This window comes from Companilactobacillus nantensis DSM 16982 (assembly GCF_001435815.1).
GTDB lineage: Bacteria > Bacillota > Bacilli > Lactobacillales > Lactobacillaceae > Companilactobacillus > Companilactobacillus nantensis.
The window spans coordinates 39778-61241 of record NZ_AZFV01000017.1 but is presented as its reverse complement, the minus strand read 5'-3'; the positions used below and the strand labels follow the sequence as shown (position 1 = coordinate 61241).

19 protein-coding genes are annotated in these 21464 nt (G+C 36.1%); 4 read left to right on the top strand and 15 right to left on the bottom strand.

What is annotated here, in order from left to right; translation table 11 throughout:
• Nucleotides 1–10: 10 nt before the first annotated feature.
• Nucleotides 11–310: a hypothetical protein gene (locus FD31_RS08475; protein ID WP_057892343.1), complete on the bottom strand. Its 300-nt coding sequence runs from the start codon at nucleotides 308–310 to the stop codon at nucleotides 11–13.
• Between the two features lie 458 nt (nucleotides 311–768).
• Here FD31_RS08475 and FD31_RS08465 point away from each other — a divergent pair, with 458 nt between their 5' ends.
• A complete protein-coding gene (locus tag FD31_RS08465) occupies nucleotides 769–1098 on the top strand; it encodes a hypothetical protein (protein WP_057892342.1) in 330 nt (109 codons plus the stop codon).
• 49 nt (nucleotides 1099–1147) lie between these two features.
• Here the strand turns inward: FD31_RS08465 and FD31_RS08460 are convergent, their stop codons facing one another.
• The 5 genes from FD31_RS08460 to FD31_RS08440 form a co-directional block, all read right to left on the bottom strand.
• Nucleotides 1148–1387, bottom strand: a complete 240-nt coding sequence (locus FD31_RS08460; protein WP_057892341.1) for a type II toxin-antitoxin system Phd/YefM family antitoxin — start codon at nucleotides 1385–1387, stop codon at nucleotides 1148–1150.
• Nucleotides 1388–1461: 74 nt separating this feature from the next.
• A complete protein-coding gene (locus FD31_RS08455; RefSeq protein WP_057892340.1) occupies nucleotides 1462–2136 on the bottom strand; it encodes an adaptor protein MecA in 675 nt (224 codons plus the stop codon).
• 130 nt (nucleotides 2137–2266) lie between these two features.
• Complete coding sequence (locus FD31_RS08450; RefSeq protein ID WP_057892339.1) at nucleotides 2267–4600, bottom strand: BspA family leucine-rich repeat surface protein; 2334 nt, start codon at nucleotides 4598–4600, stop codon at nucleotides 2267–2269.
• A 428-nt stretch (nucleotides 4601–5028) separates the two neighbouring features.
• Nucleotides 5029–5427 carry a transcriptional regulator SpxA gene (gene spxA, locus FD31_RS08445; RefSeq protein ID WP_057892338.1) on the bottom strand — a complete coding sequence of 133 codons (399 nt, stop codon included), beginning with the start codon at nucleotides 5425–5427 and terminating at the stop codon, nucleotides 5029–5031.
• A 258-nt stretch (nucleotides 5428–5685) separates the two neighbouring features.
• Nucleotides 5686–6411, bottom strand: coding sequence for an MBL fold metallo-hydrolase (locus tag FD31_RS08440; RefSeq protein ID WP_057892337.1), 726 nt, complete (start codon nucleotides 6409–6411; stop codon nucleotides 5686–5688).
• A gap of 45 nt (nucleotides 6412–6456) precedes the next feature.
• Between FD31_RS08440 and FD31_RS08435 the strand changes: the two genes are divergently transcribed.
• Nucleotides 6457–6909, top strand: coding sequence for a hypothetical protein (locus FD31_RS08435; protein ID WP_057892336.1), 453 nt, complete (start codon nucleotides 6457–6459; stop codon nucleotides 6907–6909).
• Between the two features lie 336 nt (nucleotides 6910–7245).
• On the opposite strand, the gene FD31_RS08430 is transcribed toward FD31_RS08435, so the two are convergent.
• Complete coding sequence (locus FD31_RS08430; protein ID WP_057892335.1) at nucleotides 7246–9246, bottom strand: FtsX-like permease family protein; 2001 nt, start codon at nucleotides 9244–9246, stop codon at nucleotides 7246–7248.
• Nucleotides 9227–9997, bottom strand: coding sequence for an ABC transporter ATP-binding protein (locus tag FD31_RS08425; RefSeq protein WP_057892334.1), 771 nt, complete (start codon nucleotides 9995–9997; stop codon nucleotides 9227–9229). The genes FD31_RS08430 and FD31_RS08425 overlap by 20 nt, the downstream gene beginning before the upstream one ends.
• Nucleotides 9998–10518: 521 nt before the next feature.
• On the opposite strand from FD31_RS08425, the gene FD31_RS08420 reads away from it, so the two are divergent.
• Nucleotides 10519–11193, top strand: a complete 675-nt coding sequence (locus tag FD31_RS08420) for a response regulator transcription factor (RefSeq protein ID WP_057892333.1) — start codon at nucleotides 10519–10521, stop codon at nucleotides 11191–11193.
• A 229-nt stretch (nucleotides 11194–11422) separates the two neighbouring features.
• Nucleotides 11423–12415: a sensor histidine kinase gene (locus FD31_RS08415; RefSeq protein WP_057892332.1), complete on the top strand. Its 993-nt coding sequence runs from the start codon at nucleotides 11423–11425 to the stop codon at nucleotides 12413–12415.
• A gap of 158 nt (nucleotides 12416–12573) precedes the next feature.
• Here FD31_RS08415 and FD31_RS08410 read toward each other — a convergent pair whose 3' ends face one another.
• The 7 genes from FD31_RS08410 to nrdJ form a co-directional block, all read right to left on the bottom strand.
• Nucleotides 12574–13224, bottom strand: a complete 651-nt coding sequence (locus tag FD31_RS08410) for a TetR/AcrR family transcriptional regulator (protein ID WP_057892331.1) — start codon at nucleotides 13222–13224, stop codon at nucleotides 12574–12576.
• A 15-nt stretch (nucleotides 13225–13239) separates the two neighbouring features.
• On the bottom strand, nucleotides 13240–14349 hold the full coding sequence (locus FD31_RS08405) for an ABC transporter permease (RefSeq protein WP_057892330.1): 1110 nt from the start codon (nucleotides 14347–14349) through the stop codon (nucleotides 13240–13242).
• Nucleotides 14324–15067 (bottom strand): ABC transporter ATP-binding protein, encoded by a 744-nt coding sequence (locus FD31_RS08400; RefSeq protein ID WP_057892329.1) that lies wholly within the window; start codon nucleotides 15065–15067, stop codon nucleotides 14324–14326. Before FD31_RS08400 ends, FD31_RS08405 begins: the two co-directional genes overlap by 26 nt.
• 611 nt (nucleotides 15068–15678) lie before the next feature.
• A complete protein-coding gene (gene relB, locus FD31_RS08395) occupies nucleotides 15679–15924 on the bottom strand; it encodes a type II toxin-antitoxin system RelB family antitoxin (RefSeq protein WP_057892328.1) in 246 nt (81 codons plus the stop codon).
• A 340-nt stretch (nucleotides 15925–16264) separates the two neighbouring features.
• Nucleotides 16265–18310, bottom strand: coding sequence for a heavy metal translocating P-type ATPase (locus tag FD31_RS08390; protein ID WP_235805346.1), 2046 nt, complete (start codon nucleotides 18308–18310; stop codon nucleotides 16265–16267).
• Nucleotides 18311–18322: 12 nt separating this feature from the next.
• Nucleotides 18323–18745 carry a CopY/TcrY family copper transport repressor gene (locus FD31_RS08385; protein ID WP_057892327.1) on the bottom strand — a complete coding sequence of 141 codons (423 nt, stop codon included), beginning with the start codon at nucleotides 18743–18745 and terminating at the stop codon, nucleotides 18323–18325.
• A gap of 478 nt (nucleotides 18746–19223) precedes the next feature.
• Nucleotides 19224–21464 (bottom strand): ribonucleoside-triphosphate reductase, adenosylcobalamin-dependent, encoded by a 2241-nt coding sequence (nrdJ, locus tag FD31_RS08380; RefSeq protein WP_057892326.1) that lies wholly within the window; start codon nucleotides 21462–21464, stop codon nucleotides 19224–19226.

Sequence of the window (21464 nt, the reverse complement as noted above, 5' to 3'; positions counted from 1 at the left end):
GCAAGAAATACTACCAACCAATCCCCATACCAAAGAACATATCATTACCTAAATCTTTCAAACACGAGACATCCCAAAAACGAGCCTCTTCAATTTCATTCAATTCGATATTTTCATCGTGTCGCAACATTGAAGCCTTAATAATGAAGTACTCAAATGTTCCAGTAAAAGCTTTCTCATTTTCCTTACGCAAATTATTCAACGTTTCCTGAACATACTGTGCCGTTTGGGAATTTGGATGATATTTATTTAATTCAAAGCTCAAATTTTCCATTGCTTTGATAACTTTTTCTTGATCTGCTTGTTTCATAATAATCCACGCCATCCTTAATTTTAGATGTTCGCACCCCACAGATTATTGCCTAATTCATTAAAAGATAGTGCCTGATGCCATAGCTTCTTTTCTGTTTCATTTAACTTGATACCGTCGGATAATTTGACTACTGGAGCTTTATTCAAAAAATATTGCATTGCACCTGTAAAAGCTACCCCTTCACTATTTTGTAATTCCACTAAACTCTAATTAACAAATTGTGCTGTCAGAGAATTAGTATGTGCCTGATTTAATGCTTGATTCAATTGTTTCATTACATCAATAATTTCTGCTTTTTCTACCATATTATCCTCACCACCTGATTAAATTTTAGCAAATCAATGTATGCGTTTCCATAAAGTTTGACGAATTGGCCTACTTTATTAGAACCTCCAATATACCAAATTTTAATAACCATGCTAAGATGAGTAAAAATCTTTACCGGAGGCACCAAAATGATTAATTTTATCGCTATGTGCTTAGCAGCTCTATTCATTGGTTTAATGGGAATCATTAGCATTTTAAATTTTTCCAATTACATGAAAGCAAATACGTCAATCAAGTTAAGTGGTTTCTTAAACATTACGAGTTTGATCATACTGGTCATTACTCTGCTATCTTTCCACAGTCAAATATATTTAGTAGAAACTATTTTACTATTAGTTATTTGGTTCGCTGCAGTTTTACATGGTTATGGTCAAGGAAAAATTCATTGGTCACATCATTTAGTCAGATTCCTAGTTATCATATTTTTGATATCAATGATGTTTGAACCATGGATTTAATTGGAACTTAAAAAGCCGTCTACCCAATGGATATGACGACTTTTTGATATTAATTTTCATGTTCAGCTTCTGCTTGGGGGATAGATTCATCAAGCGCCGCTCTATTTGCTTCAGTTTCTAATAAATACAAAGTTTCTTTCCAAGAATTAAATTCCTTTTCCGACATAAGAACCACATTTCTATTTTTAGGTTTTGTAATTATAACGTAATCATCATAATTAACAACATCATCAGTTATTTTCTTAAGGTTCTTTCCTAACTCTGAGATATAAATTGCCGTAGTTGCCATCGTATCTTCCTCCAAATAACTATCTTTTATTTTTAAACATATTCAAAAAAAGATCAACCTAACGGTTGATCTAATTATTTTGCAAAATAATATCTTGTTAATTCCAAAGCAGTCTTTGTCATAATCTTTTTACCATACTCAGATAAGACAGCTGCGGTAACCTTAGTCTTAAAACTATACTCGCTGAGTAGTGCTAAGACATCGCTGTAAGTCATTTCATGCATTTCATCTGTGAACAGAATCAATTGCAAGTAATACTTATCTTTGTATTCCCAAAGGTTTGAAATTCCACTTTCTAAGTGTAACAAATTAGCCAATTGGACATAATCTTCAAAGTCTTTAAATTCAACGATAACAGTCTTTGTAGGTGTATCTGGGTCATTTAAATATGGAGCAGTATCGCTGTCATATTCTTCAGTTCCAACTTTTTCATCATCAAAGTTATTATCATCATTATTATCGGCTGAATCTTGTAGCCCATTTAATGGCAATGAACCTGTGCCGTCAGAATCATCACTCTTGCTAATCAATAGCTCCAAGCCGGCCTTGTTTGGCATGATTTGGAAAGTAACGGGTTCGTTGTTTGTAAAAGCATGATCCTTATCAACTTCATCCAAAATACTGTAGAAGAACGTTTCAATCTGTTTCTTATTGCCAAGCAAATCCAAAACAGTTACCCCGCGTTCTTGTAAATCTTCTGTACTAAGAATGACTCTGATCGTGTTCTCATTAAGTCGATCCATTTCCATCATAGTCACCTCAATTCTGTATCTACATTTTAACAGTCTCAAAAACTATTTCAACTATCATACATCGATATTAGAAGTCATTCGAACAATATACTAAAAGTTGAAATAGTAGTCAAAGATTATGTCCTTTTTAGAGACTATTAGTTAATGTCCAATTCAGAGTGGTTGAGTAATGCCCATTTTGCGCGAATCGATCATTGTTCATGTTCAATAAAATTCCATGGTCATTATCCCATGATAAGTCGCTAGAACCATTAGCAATATCCCCATCATAAATTTCAGTATCGGTAGCGGATAAAACTTTCTCAATATTATCTTCACCCTTAAAAATAAGGACATCATTTAACGTCTTGGAAGAATCCACACTATCTGTTAGTGGTCTCTCCATTGAAACTTCAATTTTAGCTGGAATGGCATCAGTTGGGTAACTATTGTTATTCACATGAATTTCGAAGTTGTCATTACGTTTTACTAATCCTGCTGAGTTGTAAGTTCTTCCAAAATCAATATCAGGAACGCTCATATTCATATCAATTTTAGGTTGTTGTTGCCAGACGTAGGTTTCAGTTGGACCACCAGGTTGATCATATAGATCCATTAACTCGTCAGCAGATAGCAGTTTTCCTTGTGGAGAGTGATCAGTTCCACCGTTATCAGAATCAACTTCCTGCCACTTATCACTGATAGCTGAATAAGTTGTGTCACCAATAGCAGTACCTGGTTTAGGATTACCTAACATAATCTTATTTTCATTTGTCATCTGAACAGGCTTGGGAAGTGAAAGAATTGACTTCGGACCAAAAGTCACTTTCCATAGTTTAGGAGTAGAATAAAATATATAAGTAACATCTGTAGCATTAGTCATATCAAAATTCGATATATCAATTGATTCCAAAGCCCGTGCATTATTAAACATTAGATAATAAGTCGTAACATTTGAAGTATTCCATCTTGATAAATCCAAAGTTTTAATACCTGTAGTACTTCTAAACATCGATCCCATGTTGGTTACTTTAGACGTATTCCAATCGGAGATATTCAATCCACTAAGGTCACTTATACTTGATTGATTAAAGAGAGCATTCATATTATTAACATTACTGGTATCGAAATTTCCAATTATTTTTTGTAGTTTCATTGTACTTTCAAACATACCATTCATAGTTGTAACTTTTGACGTACTAAAATTGGTCAAATCTAATACAGTGAATCCTGTATTACTAAACATACTCGTCATACTTATAACATTTGAAGTATCAAATTTATCTAGGCCGATTAAATTATTCTCATTTAAATTAGTGTCACCACTAAACATACCCGCCATATTCGTGACATTGGATGTATCCCACTCACTTAAATCTAAATTAGGTAATACCTTACAGTAACTAAACGTATACGACATATTCACGACATTTGAAGTATTCCAATTAGAAATATCTGAAAGTGACAATAATTTATTATCATTATTGAACATACCATCTAAGTTCGTGGCATTTTCAGTCTTAAATTTATCTAGACCATTAATTACACTAAGATTAGTGCAACCTGAAAAAATATTGGTAAAAAATTTAACTGAAGAGGTATCCCAATTAAAATCTAAACTTGTAACACTTGAATTGTATGTAAACATCGAAGACATACTGGTAACTTTGGATACATCCCAGTTCTTTATAGGAGAAAAATCCGTTATTGTCGTGGAATAAAATATAGAATCCATATTTGTTATACTTGAAGTGTCCCATTTTTCCAATTCTGAAATATCTTTCAATGATTTTGCATTACTAAATAAACCTGAAATGTTTGTGATTCTTGATGTATCCCAATTCCCAATCCCTTCTATCGATGTCAATGCTGAATCAGAGTCAAACATATGACTAATAGAAGTAAGATATGGTATATTCCAATTTTCTAAACCAATGACTTCAACTAGTTTTGAATCTTTAAGGAACATATATTCTGCAGATTTCATTATCAAAGTGTCCAAATTACTAACGTCAATGCTGACAACATTTGGAAGAGTAGAAAATAAATAATCAGATTGGGCGTTAGCCCCAACATTTTTACCAACATATACACTTTTAATTTGATTAGTATAGTTCTTCCAAGGTAAATCGGTTGGACCACTATTGATAGCTGTCAGCTTCGGTAACATTGTATATCCGTCTTTTGATGTAGTAATACTAAGTTTCCCATTAGCATCAATACTCCAATCAGCATCTCCAAAAGTACCACTAGCAATATCAGTCGGATCAGCCGCACTTTCCACAGTTAAAGGCATGATTGTGTTAGTTGAATTAGTAACAGTTGTACCATTATCCTGACTCAACACATCTTGAATATTCACATCGTCAGCATGGACCACCTGACCACCTAAAAACGGCAAAAAAGCCATACCCAATAAAATGACAAGTCTTACTATATAACGAACAATCTTAGGCTTGAAAAGTACTCTCGACTTTACCATAATTTCAACCATCCTTAAAAATTATGTAATCTTGTACTATAAGTATATCGATATATTAATATCGTATTATTCCAATATATATAAAACCATTTTCCCAAAGCTGAACCTTAGTGCGCCAAGCATTAGATAATATCCACTTTAATGAAATATGTGTATTATTTCTCGATTTTTCAATAAAAATTGCAGAATAATACAGTAAAAATAAGACACTTCAAAAAAATTGTCCGTTCTTTTTCAAAATCAAATTAACTAATTAATTATTACTACATAGGAATACAAAATTAGTTGAGTGCCGTTTCCGTATTTAGAACTCTTTTCCAGTTTTTTCAATTTTATTCCTAACAAACCATTTAAAATAACTATCAAACTAGCCGGAGATGGGTAAAAAAAAATCACTATACCAAAGTATAGTGATTCTAGTTTTATTTTTATAAGCCAGCCATTAGTTGAGCCTTTTGAAGTTCCATAGTTCTAACACTTCTAGGCAAGAATCTTCTAATTTCGTCCTCATTAAATCCAACTTGGAGACGTTTGTCATCCATGATGATAGGACGCTTCAATAGACCTGGGTTTGTTTGAACTAAATCTAACAATTGATCAATTGTTAAATCGTCTAAATCAACCTTAAGGTTTTGGAATGCCTTTGAACGAGTAGAGATAATTTCCTCTGTACCGTTTTCAGTCATTTGAAGAACTTGTTTGATTTCTTGCTTATTTAAAGGTTCTGAGTAAATGTTTCTTTCTTTGTAAGGAATGTCATGTTGTTCGAGCCAAGCCTTGGCTTTACGACATGAAGTGCAACTTGGAGATGTATAAATGGTTACCATATATAATCTCTCCTTTCCTGTGTAGTATCAAACTCTTTAAACACATAAATATTGTAACTTACTATCATAATAAAATCTATACTTTTTCAATAAAAAGTTACGAATACTTGTTCGAATTTTATATACTTGTGAAAAAATGTACCCGACAAATAGCCCTTTATGTAAAGTGTTCACAAATTACATAAATATTAGTTTATTTATTGTATTAGTTAAATTTTATAAAGCTTTCATTGAAAACTAATCGTTGTTAGACCGTGTTTAAACTTCGATCTCTAGTCCTTGGAATGCATGAACAACAGGAATATCCCCTGCATACTTTTGTGATTGTGCTAACATAGTCTCCAAATCGACTGTTTGAGGAAGATGACTAATCATCAAGCGTTTCACATTAGCTTCTTTAGCTAACGTTCCAGCTTCTTTGGTATTAAGATGGGCTTTGCGTCCCGTGACATCTTCTGGGAAATTAGTATCAGCAATCAACAAATCTGCATCCTTGGCGAAATCAACCAAACCGTCAAAGTAAGTTGTATCCGCTGTATAGACGAGTACCTTACCTGCTTTATCAGTAATACGCATTGCATAAGCAGGAACAGGATGAACTGTTCTGAGAAATTCGAAAGTTAAACCATCGATTTCAGTTGGTTCATAGTCGTTATAAGCGATTCCCTTTGTGGCATTTTCAACTGTTAGTTGTGCATAGTTGACAAAATCTTGTGTATGACCATAAATAGGAAGTGGACTTTCTTTCTTAGCGGCAAGCCATTCGTACTGCAAAACACCGACATCTGCTGTATGATCATGGTGATAATGAGATAGTACGACAGCATCTAAATCAGTTGGTTTCATATATTTAGAAAGTGCATTTAAAACGCCACTACCACAGTCGACCAATAATTTTTTATCATCGGCCTGTAATAAGTAGCCAGATGTACCATTTCCATTATGTGGATAACCACCGTAAAAGCCTAAAACTGTAACTAACATGGAAAACCTCCAAAAAATATTTTAGTTGAAAGGATTTCAATAATTATGAACATAACATTAAAGCTAGGCACATATAATTTTTTAAAGAGTCAGCTAACATCTGCTGATACTTTATTAAAACCCTTATTTCATGCAAATGCTGACCATCTTTTAATAAAAAGGTTATCAACATTTGCACAATATCGCAGTATCAATGGAGTTTACGACCCTCAGAAGAATCTTTATTCTTTGACTTATTTGAAATTAAATGCTGACCAAGCCAAATTATTCGAAGATAAACTCTTTGGTACCCACCAATACTCCTTTAATTCTAACGCAACTGCTACCTTGCAAAACAGGGAAAGTCCAAGAGAATATTTAATTATTCGCACTTTCACTGAAACAAGCCAAATTAAAGCCTGGCAATTAATGCTTCAAGAAGAAATTCAAAAGCAAATCCAGGGCACTACCGAGGAAGATTTCGGTTTCTTCTCTAAAGCCTACTCGCTGGCCGATTAAAAATTAAAACAAAATCCAAAAAGAACTAGATAAAATTTACATCATCGTAAAAATTTATCTAGTTCTTTTTTATTATTAATTCAATTAACTAATATTTGGAGAAAATTCTAACTACCCTACAACTAAAAAATTTAAATTCATAAAAAGACCCTAGTCGGAAGAATCGAGAATAGTTACTGACTGTGAAAGTGGTGTTAGTACGGGCGATTTTCCCGTGCTTACAGCACCGGGCGTGTTTGGAGACTTGCTTGCAAGGCTTCAAACCGAAGTCTGAGACCTTGGCTCAGGCCGGTCCGCATAGCCAGTAACTATTTCTCGATTCTGGAGACGGCATTTTTAAAGCTTAAACTTCTGCTTAACCCCTCGCCATGAAACTTGGAAACTAATAACTCCAAACATTCCATACAAAATAATATATCCTGCATATATTAAAACGATATTCTTCGATATATGACGACCAAAGTCAAACATGGCAATAGCTGCAAAGGACTGTATCAATGCAAAGACAATCGGAATCAAGAATGTTAAGGTATTTTCACGTCTGATGATTCCCTTAATTTCTGATTCTTCGACACCAATTTTTTGTAATGTCCGCAATTGTGTTGATTGATAATCATCCCGCAACAAAATTCTTAACGTTAAGACACTACCTAACGCCACTAATAACGCAATGCTGAACAGTGCTACGATAAATAAATAAAATCCGCCACCTTGTCTGAATTGTTTCTTCAAATTACCTTGGCGTAAGAATCCAGCTTGAGTATAGGTTGCTGCCTCATACTTGTTGGGTTCTTTTTTCATGACCTCAATTGTCGAATCAGCTAATGACGACTTGAAATCAACTTTCATATAGTAAGCATCCCGATAATTACCAAGTTTATGTAACTGCTGTTTACTTAGGCGATCACCCTTTTTGAAGTCCCAGCCATAGAAAGTATCTTTCACTTCACTTGGCATGTTTTTATAGTATTTATTCGGCACAATCATCATTGGTCCAAAATGCATCGAACTACCATAAGGGAACGAATGCCCCTGCTTTGCGGTCTGAATCATCGGCGCGTCCTTAACTTCAATATCATGCTCCTTGGAATCATTGTGATACATAATCGACGAATTATAATCAATTTTCAAAAATTCATGTCCATTGATTTTCGGATTATATTTTCGCATTCGTTTGGGCAAAGATTTATAGTCTGAATAAGACATAAAAGTCATTGGTTGGCGAATATACGATTGACTCGACTTACTATAGTAGGACACCAAATTGATTTTGACATCCGTTTTATAGCTCCCTTTGACCTTAGCATCACTCTTCTTTAACTCCCCACCAATAACCTTAACCGTGTCCTTATTAGCCGCTAATTCGAACGGATAGGCACTGTTATAGTTTTGGTGGACTGCTTGATAGCCAAAGTAACAAAACGTCAACAGAGCTAAAGCTAGCGCTGATAATTCAGTTACAAACCACAAAATAGAAATATTTTGAAAAAGTCGTTCTTTCATATACTTGAATGAGAATAAGTTAATACCTGAATAAGAAACCGACCGCATCTTTTCCATGACATTCAGAATAGTTGGCAAGAAACCGTAATAAACTAAATATGTTCCAAAAATATCAGCCACCATAATATAAGCCACTTCCATAAGTGGGCGTGATGAATAACTGATTGTTCGCATATCTTTAAATAAATATAACGTTGCAACTTGAGCACTCAGCAGTAAAACAACTCCGAAAAGTCCTGCTGGAATCCGCAACCACCAACGTGTTTTAACAATTGTCCGACGTTGTTTCTTTTGCAAAATCCGCATCGTCTTAATTGCATTGATTACGCTCAAAATCAAAGTTGAAATCAAGAACACTTGGAAAATTAACCACAAGTCATCCCAACTTAAATACATTCCAAAATTAAAATGGACTTGCATCAAATAAAATAACAGCATTCCCATAAATTTTTGAAATACCAGCATCAACATTAACCCAATCAACCAAGCCACTGCTTGCACAATAGCAGTTTGAAAAAAGCTGATAGTTATAATGACCCAACGTTGCATACCTAACTTTTCAAACGTCAAAAATTCATTCCGCTGCTGCTTAACAAAAAAACCACCAACATAAATCATGTAAATAAACGCGAAAAAGGCGAATAGACTACTCATAATATTCGTAATGTCATAAATGAATGAATCCCACCAATGCAGCGCAATATAAACTGAGGGGCTATCCCCAATTGACAGCAAGATTCCATAAATCCCAATAGCAAAACTACATGCCAAAATATAAATCAAATAACTGTCACGCATATTGGAAAGACTACGTTTAATAATTTTTCGATACATTGAAGTAATCCCCTCCACCAATCGTTCGTTGCATGTTGATTATTTGTTCAAAAAATTTATCACGATTGCCCGGATTAACAATTTCCGAGAAAATAACTCCATCTTTAATAAAAACGACCCGACTGCAATAACTAGCTGTAAAAGCATCATGAGTTGCCATCAAAATCGTTGTCTTCTCTTTTTCATTGACCATTTGGATATAGTTCAACAAAATTGTCGCTGATTTAGAGTCAAGTGAACCAGTTGGCTCATCCGCAAACAAAATTTCTGGACGATTAATCAACGCTCTGGCCGCCGCTACAATCTGACGTTGTCCTAAAGATAATTCATCAATCGCCCGATCAGACAATTTCTCAATGTTTAATAATTGCATCATATAATTAAAACGTTCTTCAATTAGCTTTTTATTGGCTCGATTCAAAGCAAGTGGTAGAATAACATTTTCTTTTACATTCAAAGAATCAAGCAATTCAAAACTCTGATAAATAAAGCCCATCTTGTTACGACGATACTTAGCTTGATCACGATCATGTAATTGCGTTAAATCCAAACCATCAATCACAATTTGACCATGATCGGGACGTTCGTTAGTTGAAATCATATTTAATAAAGTCGTTTTACCAGCCCCAGAAGGTCCCATAATCCCTAGGAACTCCCCATGGTCGACCTCAAGACTGATATCCTTAATAGCGTGAACAGCATTACGCTTACGCCCAAAATCTTTCGAAATATTTTTTACAGCAATTTGCACAGTTAACTCTCCTATGCTGCTGGTAGATTGTAAAACCAGCTATTATATTTTAATTTTTTTATGCATGGTAATAGTTACCTAAAAAATAAGCTATATTTATACGTCTATATTTATACTTTGAATTTAATAAATAACATAACGACTTAATTAGCACCACGTGTACTTTCTTATATAATCTTATTTGAAAGTTAATTATAAAACCTTTTTTAATTTCCTATATAAAGTAAAAACTAATGACATCAAATCCACACAATACCCTAGCCTGTGGGTGCTATGAAGTTAACCAGCAGTGACAGTGGTGTTAGAGCTTTAGCTCTTACTCCACGGACGAGTTTTGAGATTCGCGGTCCTTGCGAAGCTCAAAATCGAGCCTGGAGACACAATGCTTGCGGCGGTCCCACAGCAGGTTAACTTCATAGCACCCACAGGCGGCCCCACCAAAAAAATTAACTATCACCATAGACTTAATTATTGTTATCATACTATATAGTGTCTTTATTCTAGCACGGAGGAAATTTATCATGGCTAAAATTATGATTATTGAAGATGACCCATCTATCTCCCAACTAATCAGTGAGAATCTCGAAAAATGGCAAATGAATTCTTATATTACCAAAGATTTTAATAATATCATTGAACAATTTAATGATTATAAACCCGATTTAGTTTTACTCGACATCAATTTACCAGTTTACGACGGTTATTATTGGAACCAAGAAATTCGCAAAGTTTCCAAAACACCGATAATTATCATCTCATCCCGTAATTCTAACATGGATCAAATCATGTCTATGAACATGGGGGCAGACGATTTCGTTGAAAAACCTTTCTCAGTCGATATTTTGATTGCTAAAATCAATGCCCTCTTACGTCGAACATACGATTTCACAAAGAGTACCAGCGACGTAATCGAACACAATGGTCTAAAGCTGAATCTCTCCAGCGGTTCAGTTGAAATCGACGACAATAAAATTGATTTATCAAAAAATGAATACAAATTATTACAACGACTTTTAAAAGATCAAGGTAAAATTGTGACACGTGAGCAACTTTTGAACTTCATGTGGGACGACGAACGTTTCGTTGACGACAACACATTAACAGTTAACATCAATCGTCTACGTGGTAAAATTGAAAAATTTGGTTTGAAAAATTATATCGTTACTAAAGTTGGACAAGGATATATTATTCCTTAACCATCCAGAATCAAAAACAACGAATAAACTAGCCGGATGGAACAAGAATTTAGATTGCTGTGAAGGTGGCGTTAGCACTTTAGTGCTTACACCACGGGACGAGTTTTGAACCTCGCGCACTTTGCGAGGTTCAAAATCGAGGTTCGAGACCGCCCTTTGGCTCGAACCGGTCCCCATAGCGACCTAAATTTCTTGTTCCTGGAGGCGGCAATTTAACACGAGGTAAAACATGACATTTTTTAAATACTTACGTGATCATATCTACTCCATTTTGATTGTTCTAGTAGGAATGACTTTCGTTGAATTAGTGCTCTTCTTAGACCCTCAAGTTAACTTTCACATTGGAACCTTAATTTATACGTGGGTTCTAGCAATGGTTTTTCTAGTCGTCAATCTGGCCATCTCCTACATGCACAAAAAAGCTTGGTATCAACAACTGGAAAACTACCAAGAGGATTTATCAAAAGAGTTATTCGGTGCCCGCAACAATGAACAAAAGTTTATCCAAACAAAGATAAATAATATCTCCATGGAATACCGTAATGAGTTGACTGAACTTTATCAAAACCAAAAAGATCAACGTGAGTATACCGAATCTTGGGTTCACGATATCAAAGTTCCGTTGGCTGCGTTGAAGTTGTCACAAGATGATGACTTAGACCCAGCTTTAATTGCTGAAGAAATTGATCAGATTGATTATCTCGTTGACCAAGCGCTCTACTTTGCCCGTCTGAATAATTTCTCAAATGATTATTTGATTCAAGAGCAAGATTTAAACGACATTGTCAAAGCTTGTATTCGAACAAATAAACGCCTCTTCATTAGTAAGCGTATCGGAATTAATTTTGATTTGACCGATAAAAAAGTCTTAACCGATGAAAAATGGTTGAGTTTTATTATTAACCAAATTTTGGCAAATAGTTTGAAATATACTGACAACGGTGGCAAGATTTCCATCTTTACGACAACAACGAACAATAATATCGAACTACATATCAAAGATAACGGAATCGGGATTGCGAACCAAGATATCAGCCGTATCTTCAATAAAGGTTTCACCGGTAGTAATGGTCGACAATCTGGCAGTAAATCAACTGGTATGGGTCTGTACTTAACGAAAAAAATGGTCGATAAACTTGGCCATGCGATTACCGTTAATTCCCATCCCGGTGAAGGTACTGAAACAATTATTACGTTTTTAGATTTACCATATTATAAATAGAGAGTGGAACAAACCATGTTCAGCTTTCGAGCATTAAGGCAAATAAGAGCAGTAATCCGATTTTGGATTGCTGCTCTTATTTGGTTTAAGCGGAAAAAGCTATGGTTTGTTCCACGTTTATGCTGCATGTTTAGGAAAAATCAGTTATGCCATAACGATTATTTTTTAATAGCTGTAATAATTAACTTTTCAATCTCAGCGAGATCTTCATCAACTTGTTTTTGATCTCGAGGTTCAAAAATCTTGTGATTTTGTAAAAAGTAAACCAAAACCTGGGAGACGATTAATCGAATCACCGCCTCTGGTTTAACATCTGATCTAATCTCCCCACTCTTTTCGGCTAAATTCGTAAACACTTTGACAATATCGCCACCACGTTCTGCTAGCATCTCAATAAACTTGGCTTTAACTTTATCTTTGGTCAAAATCTCTGCAAGCATAATCGATGCTACTTCACTATTATCTGCCAAAAAATTATATCGGCTGCGCACCACATAGTGAATGAGTGCTTCCAAATTGTTCTGACGTTGCTCCATGGCATCTTTAAAATCGGCGACATACACTGGAATAATATTTTTCATTAACGGTGTAATTATGAAATACAATAAATCTTCTTTTGTTTTGAAATATTTAAAGATTGTTGCTTGGCTCATACCAGATTCAATCGCAATTTCTTTGGTTGCTGTTCCATCAAATCCTTTTTCCGAAAAAAGCCTTAACGCTGCTAAAACAACTTTTTTCTTTCCAGCTGGCATGTCTGATGCTCCTACCCATGCTTTAAAGTCTTGTGATATCTGTTGTTCTGCCAAAAAATCAAGTCCCTTCTACACCTTACGGTAACGTTTAAGTCCGAGTACATTCAAGATAGTTAATACTACCAAGAAAATTAATAATGCGCCAATTGGTCCCAAAATTTGACTAAGCCCAGAACCACTCATCACAATATCAGTCGTTGCTTGTCCTGAATATTTCAATGGCAAAATGTAGGCAATTATTTGAACCCAATGTGCCATAGTATCCAGAGGAATAATTCCTGAGAAAAATACTTGGGGAATAACGATAATAGGAATAAATTGCATCATTTGGAATTCAGATTTGGCAAAGGTTGACATTAAGATACCAAAAGCCAAGGCAACCATTGCTAAGATTACATTTACAACCACAACATTCCACAAACTACCAAGAACTTCGACCTTTAAAACATAAATAGTGTATAGAACTATGATCAATGTTTGAATAATGGCTAACAAACCATAACTAATCATGTAGCCAAAAACAATTTCTGAACGTCTAACTGGTGTTGCTAAAAGTCGATCCAAGGTTCCAGTTGTCCGTTCCTTCAACAAAGCCATCCCTGAAATCAAGAAGACGAAGAAGAAAACGAAGAATCCCATCAAGATAGGCAAGATTTTATCAAAAAATGATGTGTCCTTGTCACCATAAACATATGAATTATGAATCTTGGGAGCTTTCTTTTGTTTCGATTGCATCATTGCAGCAGCTTGCGGATTGGCCGCTGTCATTGCAGTTAAAGTTGTTTTTAATTCTTTAATATTAGTTGCGACAATTGAGGCATTTAAGGCAGCTTTCGTAGCAGCAGTTTTGCTGGCATCCGTATTGGCATTTTTAACATAAAAATTACCATTCTTGTAATGCACGATACCATCGACCTTTTGGTCTTTCAAAGCTTTATTAGCTTTCGTTTCAGTCGAATACTTGTGGACTTTAATGTGGTCCACTTTCTTAATTTGCGTAACTAAACTGCTTTGAACATTAACCGTCGCAATATTGACATTGGTCGTGGAATTGGCAGTAAAGACAACTTTCATTAAAGTTAAAACTAAAATTGGTGCTAGAAACATCAATGCTAAAGTTCTTTTATCACGTAATAATTCTTTTAAAACACGTTTAGCGATAGACCACGTTCTTTTCATTTTCGTCCTCCACCTTTAAGAAAACATTCTCGACTGTATCTTCATTATATTGAGCCTTTAAATTAGCTGGTGTATCATAAGCAATCAATTTGCCACCCAAAATCAAGGCCACATCATCGACCAACTCAGCTTCATCCATAACGTGAGTTGTAACTAAAATGGTTTTCCCTTCATCACGTAATTTATGAAGTTCAGTCCAAATTTGGCGACGTAACGCTGGATCAATCCCAACAGTTGGCTCATCTAGAATTAAAATTTCACTGTCACCAAGCATCGCAATTGCTAGTGACAAACGACGTTTCATACCTCCAGAATAACCACCGACACGTTTATTCAAGTCATTAGTTAGTTCAACAACTTCTGCCACATGCAAGATTTGACGACTAGCCTTTTGACCGGCCACACCTTTCATATCGGCATAAAACTGCAAATTTTCACGTGCAGTCAACGATTCATACAACGCATCAGTTTGTGCCATATAACCAATTCGATTCAAGAGTTGACGGTTAGGCATGATTTTACCAAAAACAGTGGCAGTGCCCTTTTGCGTCTTTTCCATCCCTAAAATAATCTTAATAATAGTTGATTTACCAGCACCAGAAGGTCCAATCAAACCAATGATCTTACCTTGAGGAATATCAAAATCAATATGATTCAAAACAGTTTCTTTACCAAACTTTTTAACAACATTTTTCATCGAAATAATTGCGTTTGTCATAATTTACTAAGCCTTCTCACTGTTCATTAATTAGGTGAGTGTTTAGTTACTCACTTGATGGATAAAGAATAACCCCTGCCGAAAACTTTGTCAATAACTTTGCTATTTTTTTACTGCCGCCGAAATATTCAAGATATTTGATTGTTCTTTTATTATTATGATTAAATACAAAGCAACGAATAAACTAGCCGGAAGGAACAAGAATTTAGGTCGCTGTGCAGGTGGCGTTAGGACTTTAGTCCTTACACCACGGGACGAGTTTTGAGATTCGCGGTTCTTGCGAAGCTCAAAATCGAGGTGCGAGACCTTGGCTCGTACCGGTCCCCATAGCGACCTAAATTTCTTGTTCCTGGAGGCGACGTATTCAATACATTAGCCACTGGAAGCGAGGGAGCCCACCAGCAGTGACAGTGGTGTTAGAGTGGCGGCCTTCCACTCTTACTCCACGGACGTATTTTGAGATTCGCGTACTTGGCGAAGCTCAAAATCGAGCCTGGAGACCTTGGCTCCAGGCGGTCCCACAGCAGGTGGACTCCCTCGCTTCCAGCGGCGGCCAGCAAACAAAAAAATGGCTGTGAAGTCAAAAACCCTTCACAGTCACCTATTCCCTATCATTGCTTCGAATGCTCACAGCAATATGCCTCCATCTCTTTATGTAGCTGGTCTAAAGAAATATCATGCTCGTTGTTTTTCGACTCACTCACTGCTTTTTCATAGAGTTGGTCATCTAAGTCGTCTTCAATTGATTCGACAGCTATTGAACGAAGAAAAGCAGAAACACTCATATTTTTAGATCTCGCATAATTTTTGATCAATTTTTCATCTCGTCCATCCAAATAAAACGATATAACTGCCATTTCTCGTCACCTACCTTATTTTCAACCCCATTTTATAGTGTCGAATAACTTTTGGCAATAGTTAATGTCTTCACAATTCAACTTTATATAAAAGATATTCTGTAATTTGATTAGTAAATATTTAATTTGTAAATAATTACTTTTGTAATCAAATCAATTTTTAAACAAAAATCAAAAAAATAGGATTGCCTTTTTGATTGGCAATCCTATTTAGAACAACATTTTGTAAACTTTTTACGTTTTAATCAAATAGTCAATTTTTTTGCTTAGATTATTGATTCCAATAACCAACAGCTTTGTAATCGATTAGTTAATTTATTCAATCACTTGTTCGAACACCTTACATCTTGAGTGTCAAAGCGTTCAAAGCAACAACGACGGTAGACAATGACATAATCACAGCACCGATGGCTGGGCTAAGAACGAAGCCAACACCTGCTAGAACACCAGCTGCTAGTGGAATAGCTACAATATTGTAACCAGCTCCCCACCAGAGGTTTTCGATGGTCTTACGATATGTGTTGTGTGACAACTTCAAGAATTTGATGATATCGCCAGGGTCTGAATTGTAAAGAACAACATCGGCTGAGTCGATAGCAACATCAGTACCAGCACCGATAGCAACACCGATTGTAGCAGCAGCTAAACTAGGTGCATCGTTGATACCATCACCAACCATCATGACATGGTGACCATCACGTTCGAGTTGTTCAACAACCTTGTGTTTATCCTCAGGTAGTAATTCGCCTCTGAACTCATCGATACCCATTTGTTTAGCCATAATAGCTGCGGCATCTTTATTATCACCAGTTAACATGATAGGTGTAATATTTCTAGCCTTTAATTCTTTGATAAATTCAACTGTATTCTTCTTGATAGTATCGCCTAAAGCAACGAAGCCTAAAACTTTACCGTCATTAACCAAGAAACTAATTGTATTACCTTTATCCAAGTATGTTTGAACTAATTGTTTATCGACAGCGATTTTATTTTCGTTGAGGAACTTCATGTTAATCAAGTAGTAATCGTGACCTGCAAGAGTTCCGCTCATACCATAACCTTTAAGTGCTTTGATATTTTCCAAAGCAACAGGTGTAACTTTTTTATCTTGAGCATATTGAACGACACTATTGGCAATTGGGTGACTTGAACCACTTTCAATACCAGCGATAATTGCTAATAACTTGTTATCGTCAATTGATTCATCAGTACTTTGAAGTCCGTTAACGTTAAATTTACCTTCAGTCAAAGTACCAGTTTTATCCATAGCGATGTAGTCAATCTTACGACTGTTTTCCATTGATTGGTTATCACGGATGATCAAACCATTTGTGGCAGCGATTGAAGTACTACGTGACATAACTAGTGGAATTGCCAAACCTAAAGCATGAGGACAGGCAATAACTAAAACAGTAACTAATCTGTTCAAAGCAGTATTCATATCATCGAAAATCAACCAGTAAATGAAAGATAAGATACCAGCAACTAAAGCAGCGTAGAACAACCAACTAGATACTTTATCAGCAAGCATTTGCGTCTTAGAACGATTATTTTGGGCATCAGATACTAGTTTACTGATTTGTGACAAGTAGCCTTCTCCGGCTGATTTATCAACTTTCACCTTAATTGTGCTATCACCGTTGATTGAACCACCGACAACTTTACTACCAAGTTCCTTTTTAACAGCTTTTGATTCACCAGTAATCAATGATTCGTTGATGTAGCCAGAACCAGCGATAATGTGTCCATCAAGGGGAACTGATTCACCAGCACGAACTTCAACAATATCGCCTGATTTAACCATTGAAATATCGTGATCCATTGTTTCTGTGCCGTGAATCATGTGAACCTTGTTTGGTACCAATGAAGCAATTTTTTGTAAAGCATTCCCAGCACTCATAGTAGATTTCATTTCAATCCAGTGACCTAGCAACATGATGACAATCAATGAAGCTAACTCCCAGAAGAAATCCATGATTTTAGTTGAGGAATGTAATAAATCGTTCATAACAAAGGCATAAAGACTGTAAATATAAGCAACACTGATACCCATGGTAATCAAGGTCATCATCGCTGGTTTTCTTTCAGCTAATTCACCTTTAGCACCAGTTAAAAATGGTTTCCCACCGTAGAAGTATAGGCCTGTGGATAAAATCAAAACAATCCATTCAGAACCTGGAAATTGAAATTGAAATGGTAGATTTACTCCCATAAAAGGTGAAAGGATAAATACAGGAATGGCTAAAGCTAGTGAAATCCAAAACTTTTGTCTTAAATCACCCATATCCATCATCTGACCACCGTGCATCATCATATCATGGCCACTCGACATGTCCATTTTCATGTCTTCCTTCATATCTTCGTGTTTCATATTCATATCTTTCATAAGATCATCCCCTTAATCTAAATCAGCTTCCAGGCAGTCACATTCGACCTCTTCTGGCGCTGTTTGAGCTTTTTTGTTTAATGTTTCGAGTATCTTAGAAATATCTTTTTGCGAAATATCTGAATTTTCAATTAAGTCATTAATTGCGGTACCTTTGCGCATGCAACAAATGCTATCGAATAATTCATTAACACTTTCATGAATAGCATCGTCTTCTTGAATCATTGGTTGATAAATGTAAGGACGCTTGGTTTCTTCAGCCTTCAAAAAATGTTTCTTTTGTAGCCGAATCATTAAAGTTTTAATTGTTGCGGCCTTCCATTCAGTCTTTCGTTCTAGGATTTCAATGACCTGTTTACTCGTGGCCTCACCTAATGTCCAAATGATCCGCATCACTTGCCATTCAGCCCGGCTCATTGATTCAACTTCTTTCATGTCATTTCCTCCTTTGTTTAAGTTTACATCTGTAATCTTCTTAACAATTCATAGTTTACGACTGTAAATTTAAAAAGTAAAGTATTAAGATTATTTTTTTGTGGGCCGCCTCCAGGAGCAAGAGATTTAGGTCGCTATGGGACCGGCTCGAGCCAAAAAGCGGTCTCGACCCTCGATTTTGAACCTCGCAAAATACGCGAGTTTCAAAACTCGTCCCGTGGAGTAAGGGCTAAAGCCCTAACACCACCTGCACAGCGACCTAAATCTCTTGCTCCTTCCGGCTAGTTTGTTGACTGGTTATTTTATGTTTCCTACGGATATATTGAATTAAGAAGAAAAAATCAGTTCAAAAATTATTGATTATTAATAATGGAAAAAACTAAATCGGATGACAAAAAAAGAGGCACCCTATTATGGATGCCTCTGGACTAAATTACTTATTCAAATATATTAAATCAAACGACGACCCAACTAGTAACTATCTAATTGGACAAGCTCCACCAGCACAATCTGACTGATCGACTAGTTCAATATCTTTCTTATCGTGATTATCGTTTTGTTTAGCGAAGACATCAGCAACGTTTTCGTTTACTTCTGCTTCACGTTCTTGATAAATTTTCTTGTCGATTGGTTCCTTAGGTGCTTGTTTAAAGTCAGCTCCACTATATGGCAACAATGAAGTTGATTTTGTGACGTGTCTGTATTGATACATCAATGATGCAATTTGGTCGGCTTCCTTTGGTTGGAATGTAATCGTACAACTAACCGCATTATCTGACCAATATGTTTGTAAGAATGCCTGTGTAGCGAATTGTTCAGCAATTGAAACTGAACCAGCTGAGGCAAAGTTAGGGTCATCAGCGTTGGCCGCTTTAACTGGGAACTCAACACACATTGTATGCTTTGTATAAACATCAGGTTCAATCTTATATCCACAAGCCTTCAATGCTGGCAACAATGGGTCAGTATCTTGGAATCTAATTCTTTGAATCAAGTAACCGGCATAGTGGAAATGCATTCCTTCAGAAACACCAGCCAATTTAGCAACAGTACCAGATGGTTTAACTGTTGTATGCTTGATTGATGGTTTACAGCCTAGGGCCTTTGAATATTCTTTATCAGCTTCAACAACGGTGTGATACAAATCATCGAACTTCTTTACAACACGTTGGTCATAAATAGGTTTTTGAATTGTTTCGCCTGATTCAGAATCAGTTGCAGCTTCAAAACCAGTTACGACACGATTACCAAAGGTTGTCAAAATCCAATCTTGGATACCTGACATTGAAACACCAATCCGGCGATTCTTTTGAATGACATCACGTGAAATTTCCCAATCATAGTTACTGAATGTAACACGTTTTGTATAACGGGCTGCTAAGGCAAAAGCTTCTTCCAAACTCCAGCCTTGTTCGGTAGCAATCAATGGAAAGACTTCGAACAAGTTACATGGTTCACCATTACTTAGTGAAATTTCTCCACAAGGATTGGTACCTTCAACGCCATCATCAATTCCTGCTTGATAGCCATCAATGGCACGACCATAGTTACGTGATAATTCCAAATTAACGATACCAGGTTCACCATTGTGAGTAATTGAGTCAGCAATTGGAGCATAACGTTTGAACTCTGAATCAACGGCCACACTGTTATTAGAAGCCCAACGGTGGTGATAAAGTTTCTTTTGATCTTGTTTCATTGTAATGAAATCATCATCAGTTGATCCGCCCAAAGCAAGTTCAGCCGAACGACGGACGTTACCAGCAACAACAGTTTTACCAATCAAGTTACCCATATCGGTACAGTCAACTGAAGTCAACTTACGACCAACGGCATTATTTAAAACTTCATTAATATCAAAGAACATTTCAATCAATGGTACGGGACCAGAAGCAGTTCCACCGAAACCTTTGATTTTTTCACCTTTGGCACGGATATCAGTAATATCAAGGACAACATCCTTGAAACCATCATTCGTATCGTTAAAGTGAGCATCAATCATATTGGCATTACCGATAACCCAACCTTCACGGGTATCTGGTAATTCATAGTGACGTGTATCGGCAATATCATGCTTTGCCAACCAGTCGTCACGGTCTACGGCACCAGCAGCGATAGCATCTTTGTATGAGGCACTGTCCTTACCGATAATGACAGTTAAATCAACTTTGTTATCAACAACAGGCATTAGTTTCATGTTGCTAGGAACGACAGAGAAACCAACCCCGCCACCCTTCATCAATTGATCAAACATGAATGAGAAAGGCATTGATACAGCAAGTTGTTCTTTTTGAAGATAGCTTGGCACAATATGGCTATCACCGTATTTTTGGGGTCTGATGGCAACAAACCAACAATTGTTGAGGGCATCCCCATTACGATGTTGATATTCAGTCCCAGAGATCCAAAGGTTTCTCCCTGAAGGAGTGGCAGCTAAACCATAGACCAATTTATATAAATCTTGAGCTTCTTTAACTAATCCGGCATATTGTTCATCAGTTAAATTATTATCTTTCAAACGAGGGTCAAGATTGATATTTCCTTCGACCACACGCTTAACAGTTTCGGACCAGTTTTCAGTCCGACCAAGTTCATCAATATAACGCGCATAAGTACGCTTGTATGTAACCCAGCCTAATTCACCCCAGTGGGGTTTAATTGTTTTCTTAACTTCGTCGACGAATTCGTCGGATAAAATAACTTTATTAATTACGTCCAT